The following is a 12,860-nucleotide window of genomic DNA, read 5'->3' on the forward strand; positions in this document are numbered from 1 at the left end:
CCTTTTGCCTTTTGCCTTGCGCGTAGCGTTATAACACCCTGAAAGGCACTTAGATAAAACCAAGCTAGCTGCTACACCCTACCAACCGTCAACTGTCAAGGGTCAACAACAAGGGATCCCTTAAAATAAGCAAGTTAACTATTGATTCGATTAAGGATTTGTGTCTGAAAACCAGAAAACCACTCGTTCCCTAGCTGGCATTGCCGGGATTGTCGCAGTAGCCACCATTATTAGTAAAGTATTTGGCTTAGTCCGCCAACAAGCCATGGCAGCAGCCTTTGGAGTTGGTCCGGTTATCAACGCCTACAGCTATGCTTACGTGATCCCCGGGTTTTTATTAATCCTCCTCGGTGGCATTAACGGACCGTTTCATAGCGCCTTAGTTAGTGTTCTCGCTAAACGCGATAAATCAGAAGCCCCACGGCTGGTGGAAACAGTAACTACCTTAGTAGCTTGTATCCTATTATTGGTAACCATTGGTCTAGTGCTCTTTGCTCCAGTCTTTATTGATGTTCTAGCACCAGGGTTTCAGGATACCCCAGAAGGGTTACAAGTTAGAGCGATCGCAATCCGGCAATTACAGATTATGGCACCCATGGCAGTGCTAGCCGGATTAATTGGCATTGGCTTTGGTACCCTCAATGCTAGCGATCAATACTGGCTACCCGCCGTCAGTCCCTTATTTTCCAGCATCACCGTCATTGTTGGCTTAGGAATATTAGCCCTACAGTTGGGCAAAGAAATTAGTAATCCCGATTTTGCCATGATCGGTGGGATTGTCTTAGCTGGGGGTACCCTTGCTGGAGCAACTCTTCAATGGGTAGTGCAGCAAATCGCTCAGTGGCGCAGTGGCCTAGGTAAAATACGCCTACGATTTAACTGGGGTATCCCTGGAGTCAAAGACGTGATGCAGGTCATGGCTCCGGCCACCTTTTCCTCTGGGATGCTGCATATTAATGTCTACACCGACTTATTCTTTGCCTCCTTTCTGCCCCAAGCCGATGCTGCTGCTGCTAGCTTAAACTATGCCAATCTTTTAGTGAATACGCCTCTAGGCATTATCTCCAATGTCATTCTAGTCCCTCTACTACCGGTATTTTCCCGACTAGCTGCTCCTGAAAATTGGCCAGAACTCAAGCAACGGATTCGCCAGGGAATTCTGCTCACTGCCTTGACAATGTTACCTTTAAGTGCATTGATGGTGACCTTAGCCATGCCCATCGTGCAGGTAGTGTATCAGCGTCAAGCCTTTGATGCTAATGCCTCTCGGTTAGTAGCATCAGTGCTCATGGCTTATGGGATGGGCATGTTTGTCTACTTGGGACGGGATGTGCTAGTGCGGGTATTTTATGGTTTAGGAGATGGACAGACACCCTTTCGTCTGAGTGTGATTAATATTCTTCTCAATGCTGTACTAGATTATTTTCTAATTGATGCCTTTGGCACACCCGGTATTGTATTTGCCACCATTGGTGTGAATGCCTTTTCCATGGTAGTCCTGTTATGGCTATTAAACCGCAGGCTAAATGGCTTACCTTGGCAAGAGTGGATGTTGCCAATTCTAGGTTTAGCAGTGAGTAGTGTAATAGCTGGTGCCGCAAGTTGGGGAGTCAGTTGGGGGTGTGAGCAAGTATTAGAAACCAGTATTATTTGGGTGCAGTTGCTACAATTGAGTCTAGCTGGATTGGTAGGCTTAGGCGTGTTTGGTTTGTTAGCAACTCAGTTGAAGTTACCAGAAGTCGATATGTTTGTAGCTCGTGTGCGGCAGAAGCTGGGTCGTTGAGAGTATTTATCCTGTTACCAGTTTATCTTTGCTAAGAGAACTGGCATCAAAGCCTTATATAGTAAGCTTTTCAGGGCTCATGTCACCCCTGATAATATATATCAACATGTCACCCTCTCTAATATATATCAATTAGAGGGGTTGACATGAGTAAGCTGGTATGATACAATCCACATTTACTGCAGGACTTACGACCCAAGCAAGCTAATCTCGAATTCAAAGAAACCACCTATTGCTTGTGCCATTTTGGTGTGGAATTTTTTGAACAAACTAGCTTATTTGACTGGGTTTAGTGTTTATAAACTTAAGTATCAGGGCTGATCGGAGTATTTGACCGAGGAAGCTTCAACAACCTTCTTTAATTATGAGTTTAGTCTGATTCCACAATACTCCATATCTAGTGTCTTTGCGTAAGTCCTGTTAGTTACAATTCTTACCGTAGACGAGAATAAACAGATTAAACACGCATTGGACAATAAGATCATGCCACAAGTAGTAGCGCAACTGCGGTGGTTTGATAATGTTGTGCCCTTGCTCTGCCAACACTTTCAGTTAAACCAAGTTACCGAACAATGAAAAAGTATTATTTTATTGTAATCTCAACCTTAGCCTTGTTGACTTGCATACTCACATGCCAGCAAGTTCTAGCGGACGAGGTTTGGACAACCGCAGAATACAATGTGGTATATCATCAAGACCGCAACAACACCGCTATCTGGCACTACGATAAAGATGGAGTGATCTTTATCGACGGTTTAGCAGGAGTGTACACTGACCGAGGTTCATACAGTGGCTATTGGGTACAGGATTCTTCATCAGTGTGTTGTGATACCTATAGAGAGGGAGCTGATGGAAGACCCACTTACCACTGGGGCAGATTTGAAATCAGGTTCATCGACCCAGATTTCCCCTCCCGTTGGCAAGCTGACATTAGTCTTTGTGATCGCGACCCCAAGTTTACCTGGAATGGCACACCCGTCACGCAATAAGTATTATTCCAAAAGTCCCAATAAAAAACAGAGAAACATCAAGCGAGAGTCTGTCAATTTGGGTAACAAGCGATACAACGTATATGATTAGATAACCCTTCGCTTAAAAAAGGGTGACTTTTAGGGAACCATAAACATCGTAACTGTTTATTCAGCTATGATGTTTATGGTTCTCCTGTCTGGATATCAGTCATGGTTCATAAACGAAGAGCCAGTGTTTATTTAGCATAACAAGTACCGAAGAGCCACTTTTTGAGCTTTTTGGACCGAAAAGCTGGCACTTTTGTAGACCCAAAAAGGCTAAAAACTTTATCTGTCAATGCTTTGAGAGTTAATCAGCAAGCCCTACCTAAAACTCCTATCTCATCTGCTTTCTGCCTTCTGCCTCCTGCCTTAAAACAGCCCATTTATTTTACGAATCAGATAGGATTACTATAATATATAATTTCCTCTCAATATTGCGTTGATTGTTGAGTGTTGAGTTTAAAGCTTTAACCTACCCTACACGGAACGCCAAAGGCGAACAACCTTCAACCTTCTAACCTTCAACCTTCTAACCTTCAACTTTCAACCTTCTAACCTTCAACCTTCAACCTTCAACCCACTTTCTCGTATCCACTGCAAATGCTGGGATAATAACTGATTTAAATCATAACCCTGTTGAATAGTTTCCCTGGCCTTAGCGCGAATACCAGCCATCTGTTCTGGATGGTCGAGAGCTTCCTCAACCCGATCGGCGATTTCCTCTGGCGAGAAAAAGTCTACTAACAAACCATTAATCCCATCTTCAATCACCTCTGTCACTGGGGGAGTATCAGACGCTACTACCAAACAACCTGTAGAAAGGGATTCTAGCATCGACCAAGACAGAACAAAAGGACGGGTGAGATAAACATGAACAGAGGAAGCTTGAAGAACTTGTAGGTATTCTGAGTAAGGAAGTAAACCAGTAAAGTGGACTCTGTCTAGGTCAAGGGGTACTTTTTCTAACATCAAGTCTTTGTAAGTTTTACCATCGGGTAGGGTTTTACCATAAGCCACCCGATTTTCCCCGACAATCACAGCATGACAGTTAGGACGTCGCTGCTGAAGGATGCCGATTGCTTCGATCAATTGGGGAAAACCTCGATAAGGTTCCATGCCCCGTGCCACATAAGTGACTAGTTCTTCCACCTCAGACAAATCTAAGTTTATCTGTTTTAGTACTAACTTTGCCCCTGGGTTGGGTTTAAAGAACTCGGTGTCCACCCCATCATGACGCACGGTAATTCTGCTGTGGAAGTCGGCTGGAAATTGCTGGCGCTGCCAGTAGGTGGGAGACAATCCGCGATCGCAACTGGCTAGGTCTAACAGAATCGGGGCATTTTTCATCCGAATCCGGGCTTCATCGTCAGCGTTTAGGGGCTCTGATGGATCAAAATCAGCATCTGTCCCATGGGCATGATAAAACCACTCGAAGTAGCACAGTAATGTTGCTTGGGGGAAAGCGTCTTTGATAAATAACGTTGGTCCCCAACCCGAATGACCATAGACCACATCAGGAACAAATCCCTTAGCCTTGAGCTGATTGGCTAAGCGATATACGCCTTGACCCTGAAGTACGGCATTTTCTAAGGGTCTAACATAGTGGTGAGTTTCTGGACGTGCTTCCCTAGAGGGATTGTAAAGAGCTTTGAGCACTCCAGGGAGTTGCCCTTCCTTGCGCCTGGTACCAAACACAACCTGGTTGCGGTTATCTTTAGCTAAAGCAGTTGCTATGTGGCGAAACTGGGCAGGGAAATTGGGATGTAGGAATAGAATACGCATTGAGAATAGCAAAGGGCAAATTGTATGTGGCAAATGGTGAATCGATTTTTTCTTTATTAACCATTAACCATTAACAATTTGCCATTAATCTACTAGCTGTTTTGTGGTTCTGGAATCGTAATATCTAAGACGGTGATGTCCTGGGAAAGGCTAGTCAGGGCTGGTTTGATTTGGGAAGCATTGCCCACAACTACCGTAACAATCTGCTCAGGTTTGAGATACTGTTCGGCAACCCGCTGTACATCCTCAATGGTAGTAGCTGTGACTGCCTTTTGATAACGGAAGATGAAATCCTCTGGGTAGCCATAGTATTCATAGCGCATCAGCCGAGATAGGGTTTGCTCTGGCTTCTGGAAGTTGAACACAAAGGAGTTGAGAACACTTTCTTTTGCCTTAGCCAATTCTTCTGAGCTAATCGGACTAGTGCGAAGTTTCTGGATTTCATCTAGAACGGATTTAATAAAGGGTACCGTGGTTTCAGAGCGAGTTTGTCCCCCAGCAATAAACAAACCCGGATAGTCATAGCGAACACTCCAAACCCCGTAGACCGAGTAAGCTAGACCTTGACGCGATCGCACTTCGTTAAATAGTCTGCCCCCAAATCCATTCATCACCTCATTTAACACAGAAAGGGCGGCGTAGTCAGGGTTATTGAGTTTGCCCCCGATATGTCCCATTTGAATATTACTTTGGGTCAGTTGAGGTTGATCCACAAAAAATATACCCCCTAACTGAGCCTGGGATGCGTCTGGCACCTTTGGCTGTGCTGGGGCAGAGGCAGATTTCCAACTCCCAAATTTCTCCTCAATTAGCGATCGCATTTTTTCGGAATCAAAATCCCCCACAATACCCAGTATCATATTTTCTGGATATACATACTTCTGTGAGAAACTGATCAAATCATCACGAGAGATATTATCTAGATGCTCATACTCTATCGTGCGGGCATAGGGGCTAGTGTCACCGTAGATCAGTTTCCTAAATTCACGAGAAGCAATATCACCGGGATCATCATTGCGGCGGGCAATTTGTCCCGCTAGTTGCTGTTTAGCTAGGGCCAGCTTAGCTCGTGCAAAGGCGGGCTTTTGAATAACTTCAGCAAACAAATCAAAGACCAAGTCCAAATCTTCGCTCAAAGCACTAAAACTTGCACTGCCAGAACTAGTATCAATACTAGTTTCCACCGAAGCTGCCTTTTCTTCTAAGAGCACATTTAAATCATTGCCTGAGTGTTCAGTGGTACCCCCAGTACGCATGACAACTCCCGCCATAGTGGCTAAGCCAATTTTGTCAGCAGGCTCAAGGCGATCGCCCGTGCGAATCATTGCTGTACCACTCACCAAAGGCAATTCATGGTCTTCCATCAAATAGACCACCATCCCATTATCTAACTGATACCGAGTGTAGTCCGGTAGCTGAATTGGTGGTAACGGGTCAAAGTCTAATTCATCGTAATGGCGTGGGGTATCAGCTATTGCTGGTAGACGAGAAACAAGCACTACCACTAGCATTGTCACCACTAGTAGCCCGATCCATTTCAGGTATTTGGGATTTTGGCTTTTCGATTTTAGATTGGTCATTGGTCATTCGTGATGGGTAATTGGATCAGTAGTTGTTGGTTACCAAGTTGTTCGCGCACGCGTGGCCAATAGGCCAAGGTTAGAAGGTTGAAGGTTAGAAGGTTGAAGGTTAGAAGGTTGAAGGTTAGAAGGTTGAAGGTTAGAAGGTTGGAGGTTGAAGGTTAACCAGTTGAAGGTTAACCAGTTGAAGGTTGAAAGTTAACCGGTTGAACGCGCACGCGTGGCCAATAGGCCAAGGTTGAAGGTTGCCGATGAGAACCTTTACCCTTCAACCAAACCACCTACCCTACATCAGACCCCTGGGCATGAACAACAAAACAACATTCAACCTTTAACCTTCAACCTTTAACCTCCTAACATTCAACCTTCAACCTTCAACTGATATCAACCTTCAACTGATATCAACCTTCAACTTTAAAATGAGATCAACCTTGAACCGTTGAGTTACTGACTTGGTAAAATCCGTCCAATCGTGCGATTTTCTGGTCGAAAGGTTGCCTGAGCCACCCGCTGAATGTCTTCTGCACTCACTTTCTCTATATCTTCTATTTCCTTAAACAAGTTACGCCAATCACCGGTTTGGACCTCATAGGTTGCCAAATTTCTGGCCATACCCATATTGGAATCAAGCGATCGCAATAGGCTAGCCCTTGCCTGAGTTTTTACCCGTTCCAATTCTTGGGGTGAAACTAGTTCAGTTTTGAGCTTTTCAATGTCTTCTTCCAATGCACTTGCCACCTCTTCTACCGTGTGTCCTGGTGCAGTTAGGGCATAGAACAACATTAAATTAGGATATTTATCACCAGGAAAGCCACTAAACCCTGCCGCCGAGAGGGCTACTTGTTTCCCTTCTACCAGAGACTTATATAGGCGAGAGGTTCGACCATCACTGAGCAAATTGCCCATAATTTCATAAACCACATGGTCAGGATGGGTAATCCCTGGTCGATGGTATCCTTCCAAATACCAGGGTTGCGAGGGTAATTTCAAGGTAACTTCCTTGGTTTCGGCCTGTGGTGGTTCTACCGTAGTGACTTGAGGGATTTCGCTTTGATGGTTGTAGCGTCCAAAGTAGACTTTAGCTAGGCGTTTCACCTGCTTTGGGTCCACATCTCCGGCAATAGCTACAGTTAAGTTATTCGGACTATAGTAAGTGTCAAAAAACTCCTGGACATCTTGGCGAGTGAGATTGCGAATGTCTTTGTTGTAGCCAATCACCGGACGCCGATAAGGGTGCTTGGTATAGGCAGTATCCAAGAACGCCTCAATCATTTGACCGATCGGAGAGTTATCAGTGCGCAGACGACGCTCTTCGAGGATTACTTCTTGTTCCTTATAAAATTCTCGAAATACTGGCTCAAGGAAACGTTCCGACTCTAGGGACATCCACAGCTCTAATTTGTTCGATGGCAAGCTGTAGAAGTACACCGTATAATCTGTAGACGTTGCCGCATTCAAGCCCACGCCTCCTGATTGCTCAATAATCTGACCCAACTCGTTTTGCTTGACATACTTAGCTGCCTCAGCTTCGACTTCGGCAAACTCTTCCTGTAACTTAGCCACCTCTGCCTCATTCCCAGTGGCTTGATACTCTTTAATTTGTTTCTTCAACTCGTCCAACTTGTCCAGCAGACTTTTTTCTGCCTCATAGTTGGTAGTACCAATCCGGGTGGTACCTTTAAACGCTAAATGTTCTAAGAAGTGAGCCACACCGGTTTTGCCATCCGGTTCATCCACACCACCTACATCGGCATAGGTAAGAAGAGAAACTACTGGTGCTTCGTGGTTTTCCAGGACAATGAACTTCATGCCATTATCCAGGGTAAACTCAGTTACCCGTTCGATCACCCGGTCTAGATAGGGTTGGATTGAGGTTGAGGGTGATGCTGGGGTTTCAGTACGGGCTAATGCAATAGTCGAGAATGTTCCCCAGATTAGGATTGCTGCCCCCAGATAAGATAAAATCGATAGGGACTTGATAGATCCTGTCTTGAATAAGCACCGAAGTGGTCTTAAGTGATCCGCAACACGCTGGAGAAACACGACCAATCCATTCTTTTTAGTCATACAAGGGTGGCAGTAACGAACTTACAGAACTCTCCCACAACGCCCACCGCTTTCTAGGGTGGGATGTAGTGGTACCGCCTTTAGGAGGCGTGAGGTTAACAACTAATAAGCTAGCGTCTCTTCATCAAGTGTTTGACACTCCCCGCCGAAGTAAGAACGGGGATTCTTAGTTCTACGACACGCCTTGTCTTGATGCAGTCGCTCATGGGGGAAACCCCCAAGACCGCGCTGCATCGCTAAAATTAGCTATCCAGCAAAGGCAATATTCAAGCCAAATACCCGTTCAATCAGCAACCAAGCATCAAGCCTAACTTAACTAATCCCAGTGGGCTTATCTCCCTAAGCGCTAGGTACTAGGAGTGTCTAATATAACTGTTTCTCCCTTCCCTCGTTCCCGTGTGCCCCACGGTACGTTATATATTTTGAATGTGCTACTTTACTGGTTTTCGGTATCCGTTAAGACCCATGCGTTTTAGCGGTGCGACCCGTGGCGAATTTAATTAGCCGAACGCGCCCCGCGTCTCCGTAGGAGAACGGAAAGCGCACCGGCGAGGTTTTTCGCGCCTCGTGTACTAGCATGCGCATTACGCTCGTTATTGAATCAGGTAGTACCGACGAATCCTACCTGTGCGCTTTCTACACAATTATTGTATTATAAACCTTTGCCTTGACAAATTCCGGAAAAATCGCCCGTTTATGGGCACCTCAAGTAGCGTGGCCACAACCAACCCCCGCGTGGCCAATAGGCCAAGGCCAGCTTGAAACCCAAATTTTTGGTCACAATCAAGGCATGATTACCATCACCTACTACTAGAAGCTCAAGCCAACTCTGTCTCAAATTTGACAATTATGGGGTGAAGTGTTGGACAATTTGGATAATAGCGCTACAAGTTTCATTTTGACACCCATGGGAATAATAAATCAGCCAACTCAGTCAGAGACAGAGACCAGGCAACGTATCCTGACAGCAGCACGACGTTTGTTTGCCAGTCGAGGTTATAACGGGACAACCACCAGGGAGTTAGCCAGTACTGCTGGGGTCGCTGAAGGTACCCTATTTCGTCATTTTGAAAACAAAAAAGCCATCCTGATTGAAGTCGCCACCCAGGGTTGGGTAGACATTCTCACCGATTTGCTCACAGAACTCAGTGAAATGGGCAGCTATAAAGCAGTAGCACAGATGATGCGGCGGCGAATGATGCGTATGGGTGAGAATGCGGATCTGATGCGAGTATGCTTTATGGAAGCCCAATTCCACCCAGAATTGCGCGATCGCATTCAGTCAGAAGTAATTATTAAAATGACCGATGTGGCTGAAGCCTTTTTTGAAACCGCCATTGAGCGAGGCATTTATCGCCCTATGAACCCCAAGATTTTGGCTCAGGTGTTCTTGGGCATGTTTGCCGTTGCTGGTTTCAGTCACAATACCATCCTCGATTCAGATGCCTCCCCCAAAGAGATTCAAGAAATGGCAGAAGGCATTGCTGATATTTTCCTCAATGGAGTGTTGGTTAAGGAATAAAGCAGGAGTGCCTAAATATGGCAAATAACAATTAACAATCAACAAATCACCAATGATGATAGAGTACCATTATGAATTGTGATAATTTTCGTTCCCTGTTCCCTTTGCTATAGCTAAATCTCGTGCTTGTTTAGTCCATCGTGCCACCTGATCAACACCAGGACAAAGGTCTCGGCGCTTCATGGTTGCTACCTGTAGGCGTAAAATATTTTGGTGCAAGCGGTGAGGGGGAGTCTGAGCTAGTTGGGTTAAAGAGCATATTCCTGCATGTAACACTAGTCCACAATATTGGCAGCCAATGCTAGGGATACGAGCTAAATCGGCTAGGGCGACCCATTTATTGACGTACTGAGTCTTAACCTTTAACTGGTTAGCTAGCGCTTGTTTAGCTTGGCCTGTGCTTGCCTTGTCGAGCAACTGCCTAGTGGTGGTAATGCCCAATGCTTTGAGTTTTGATTGATCGTGAATACTTAATCCGGGCAACTGCTCAATTGACCAGTCACTGACTTGGGTAGTTCTCGGATGAATTTTGGATTTAGTAGACATCTAGACTACCGGGAAATGATGCTTCTACATTAATCTAGCCTACACCGAACCGCAACAGGGAATCATACCCTAAGGTGCGACCCTAGGCCGCGAGGGATTGCTCGGGGCCGACGGAGGTGCAAACCTTTAGCAGTTTTCAAGGGGGTGAAGTACCTCGCCCTTGATCAACCTTCAACAAACCACCATACATCAGTATCCGGATCTCGGTTCGGTGGAAATGAATACTGGCTTAGTGTCAAAACCGGCCAGATCACATTTGTGCTTCCAAGAAATCTGATGCAACATATATGGACTTCTGTGGATAAGCTTGGTAAAGCTTTACTAGGGGATATGTGGAGAAGTGTATACCTGAGCCTTCAGGATGCGATCGCTCTGCTGGTAATCCTCTACATTCCTAGTTTAATCGGGCAGTTAATTCTCACCAACACCTTCTTAGATTTTAGTGTTTGTATGGAGAGTGCCATTGGGGTCCAATTTTATGCCAGCTTAATCATCGGTGCCGCTAATTTTTTGCTCTGGATCCTGATGGCTGGTCGCATAATTGGTCGTTTATGGGCAGATTTCAATAATTTTTAATTTAGTAAATTTTCGATATAGCAGTTTTCAATCGGTAATGGTATTTTCCTTGTTGGTTTTAGAATGAAGTTAAGCCGTAACAAACTGACTTTGGAGCAAGAAGCCAAAGCTGGGTTGAATTCCCTACTCCAGCAAACGGCTCAACTTGGTAGTTTTTTTTTCGTCTTGCTATTACTCAGTCTTGGTAATCCTTCAGGATTATTCGTCAGTTTGAGTTTTTTGTGGGGAATTTGCTTTGTGGCTTGGCAAGAAAAGCAGCGACTGACTGGCAACGGCAAAAGGCAAAAGGTAAAAGGCAAAAGATAATAGGGAAAGGAAATTTCTTGACCTGATCTCAACCTAACTCAAAGCTCTTGACTCCTGGATAACGAAGGCTCATGTCGAACTGACGAAACTTAGTTTAAAAACGCTCGATAGATTCAAATTCCTTTGTTTTTCCGGCATTTGCTGCCTCTCCACAAGTCCGGGGTGTCGGAAATACCTTGCCTGGATTGGCTAAACCCTTGGGATTGAATACCTGATTAACCCATTTCATTGTTTCCAAGTCCGTATACGTGAACATATCTGGCATAAAGCAGTTCTTATCCGCACCAATGCCATGTTCCCCAGATATACTCCCCCCTGCTTTTACACAGAGTTTGAGGATTTCTCCACCAACATTTTCTACCTCTTCTAATGCCCCAGGCACCTTTTCATCGTACAAGATTAGGGGGTGTAGATTTCCATCACCCGCGTGAAATACGTTAGCTATTGTGTACCCAGATTTCTCGCTTAATGCCTCAATCTCCCTTAAAACCCCTGCTAACTCAGTGCGAGGAATCACCCCATCTTGGACGAAATAATTGGGGCTGATCTTCCCTGCGGCAGCAAAAGCTGCTTTGCGACCTTTCCATAATTTCAGGCGGGTTTCTTCGTCACTAGCCGTGGTGATATTTCTTGCCCCATTCTGTTTACACAGTTGGGCAACCCGCTGTTTATTAGTGTCCACTTCTACCTTTAAGCCATCCAGTTCTACCAGCAATATTGCTCCAGCATCCCTCGGATAACAACCTGTTGCCACTACGTCTTCTACCGCATTGATGCTGAGATTATCCATCATTTCCATACCCGCAGGAATGATCCCAGCACCAATAATGTCAGTAACCGCAGTACCAGCAGTTTCAATGCTAGTAAAGTCCGCTAGGAGGACACAAATTGATTCTGGTCTCTTGAGGATGCGCAGGGTAATTTCTGTAGCGATCCCCAAGGTGCCTTCGGAACCAACAAATAAGCCGGTTAGGTCGTAACCAGGCATTTCTTGAACTGATCCCCCTACATCCACGATTGAACCGTCAGGAAGAACCAATTTTAACCCCATGACGTGATTAGTGGTCACGCCATATTTTAGGCAATGGACACCACCAGAGTTTTCAGCCACATTGCCACCAATGGAACAAATAATTTGACTGGAGGGATCAGGGGCATAATAGAAACCCGCACCACTTACCGCTTGGGTCACCCAGTTGTTGATTAAGCCTGGTTGTACTACGATTCGCTGATTTTCCAGGTCAATGTCCAGGATCCCCTTCATTAGGGCAGTGACAATCAACACACCATCTTCTATAGGTAGAGCACCACCGGATAATCCGGTGCCAGCACCCCGTGCCACCCACGGGATAGAATAGCGATCGCATATCTTAAGCACCTCTGAGACTTGTTCGGTAGTGCGTGGTAGCACTACTACCGCTGGTCGTTGGCGATAGCTGGCCAGACCATCACATTCATAGGTCAGCAATTCTTCACGACGTTGAACCACACCATTTTTGCCTACTATCGCAACAAATTTCTTAATGATTGGGGTCCAGTCAGTCTTATGATTCGTCATATTTCAATAGCGATAGAATAATGTGAACTACCTGACGTTGAAGACTTTCTAGTTTAAGGTGTGTGAACTACCTGACGTTGAAGACTTTCTAGTTTAAGGTGGTCGGGAATCACGCTTTGCTAATCCC

The 12,860-nt window shown here is 45.3% G+C and carries 11 protein-coding genes; 5 read left to right on the top strand and 6 right to left on the bottom strand.

Going from position 1 to position 12,860, the window contains the following annotated elements:
- Positions 1–160: 160 nt before the first annotated feature.
- Both murJ and BJP34_RS22050 read left to right on the top strand, forming a co-directional pair.
- Entirely contained in the window at positions 161–1,783 is a 1,623-nt protein-coding gene (gene murJ / locus BJP34_RS22045) for a murein biosynthesis integral membrane protein MurJ (RefSeq protein WP_070394192.1), read from the top strand.
- 572 nt (positions 1,784–2,355) lie between these two features.
- A complete protein-coding gene (locus BJP34_RS22050) occupies positions 2,356–2,772 on the top strand; it encodes a hypothetical protein (protein ID WP_070394193.1) in 417 nt (138 codons plus the stop codon).
- Between the two features lie 582 nt (positions 2,773–3,354).
- Here BJP34_RS22050 and BJP34_RS22055 read toward each other — a convergent pair.
- The 4 genes from BJP34_RS22055 to BJP34_RS49245 all read right to left on the bottom strand — a co-directional run bounded on the left by BJP34_RS22055 (position 3,355) and on the right by BJP34_RS49245 (position 8,459).
- Positions 3,355–4,578, bottom strand: coding sequence for a glycosyltransferase family 4 protein (locus tag BJP34_RS22055; RefSeq protein WP_070394194.1), 1,224 nt, complete (start codon positions 4,576–4,578; stop codon positions 3,355–3,357).
- 92 nt (positions 4,579–4,670) lie between these two features.
- The gene (locus BJP34_RS22060) at positions 4,671–6,158 is read right to left on the bottom strand and encodes a M16 family metallopeptidase (RefSeq protein ID WP_070394195.1); all 1,488 of its coding nucleotides are present in this window, start codon (positions 6,156–6,158) and stop codon (positions 4,671–4,673) included.
- Positions 6,159–6,602: 444 nt separating this feature from the next.
- Positions 6,603–8,225: a M16 family metallopeptidase gene (locus BJP34_RS22065; protein WP_149031111.1), complete on the bottom strand. Its 1,623-nt coding sequence runs from the start codon at positions 8,223–8,225 to the stop codon at positions 6,603–6,605.
- Positions 8,226–8,327: 102 nt separating this feature from the next.
- Entirely contained in the window at positions 8,328–8,459 is a 132-nt protein-coding gene (locus BJP34_RS49245; protein WP_267876338.1) for a hypothetical protein, read from the bottom strand.
- Positions 8,460–9,132: 673 nt separating this feature from the next.
- On the opposite strand from BJP34_RS49245, the gene BJP34_RS22070 reads away from it, so the two are divergent.
- A complete protein-coding gene (locus BJP34_RS22070; RefSeq protein WP_070396818.1) occupies positions 9,133–9,747 on the top strand; it encodes a TetR/AcrR family transcriptional regulator in 615 nt (204 codons plus the stop codon).
- 69 nt (positions 9,748–9,816) lie between these two features.
- On the opposite strand, the gene BJP34_RS22075 is transcribed toward BJP34_RS22070, so the two are convergent.
- Positions 9,817–10,293, bottom strand: a complete 477-nt coding sequence (locus BJP34_RS22075; RefSeq protein WP_070394196.1) for a DUF4332 domain-containing protein — start codon at positions 10,291–10,293, stop codon at positions 9,817–9,819.
- 144 nt (positions 10,294–10,437) lie between these two features.
- Between BJP34_RS22075 and BJP34_RS22080 the strand changes: the two genes are divergently transcribed.
- On the top strand, positions 10,438–10,869 hold the full coding sequence (locus BJP34_RS22080; protein WP_083305298.1) for a hypothetical protein: 432 nt from the start codon (positions 10,438–10,440) through the stop codon (positions 10,867–10,869).
- Positions 10,870–10,932: 63 nt separating this feature from the next.
- Positions 10,933–11,175: a hypothetical protein gene (locus BJP34_RS22085; protein WP_070394197.1), complete on the top strand. Its 243-nt coding sequence runs from the start codon at positions 10,933–10,935 to the stop codon at positions 11,173–11,175.
- A 94-nt stretch (positions 11,176–11,269) separates the two neighbouring features.
- On the opposite strand, the gene glcD is transcribed toward BJP34_RS22085, so the two are convergent.
- Positions 11,270–12,733 carry a glycolate oxidase subunit GlcD gene (gene glcD, locus BJP34_RS22090; protein ID WP_070394198.1) on the bottom strand — a complete coding sequence of 488 codons (1,464 nt, stop codon included), beginning with the start codon at positions 12,731–12,733 and terminating at the stop codon, positions 11,270–11,272.
- Positions 12,734–12,860: the final 127 nt, after the last annotated feature.

This window comes from Moorena producens PAL-8-15-08-1 (assembly GCF_001767235.1).
GTDB classification, from domain to species: domain Bacteria; phylum Cyanobacteriota; class Cyanobacteriia; order Cyanobacteriales; family Coleofasciculaceae; genus Moorena; species Moorena producens_A.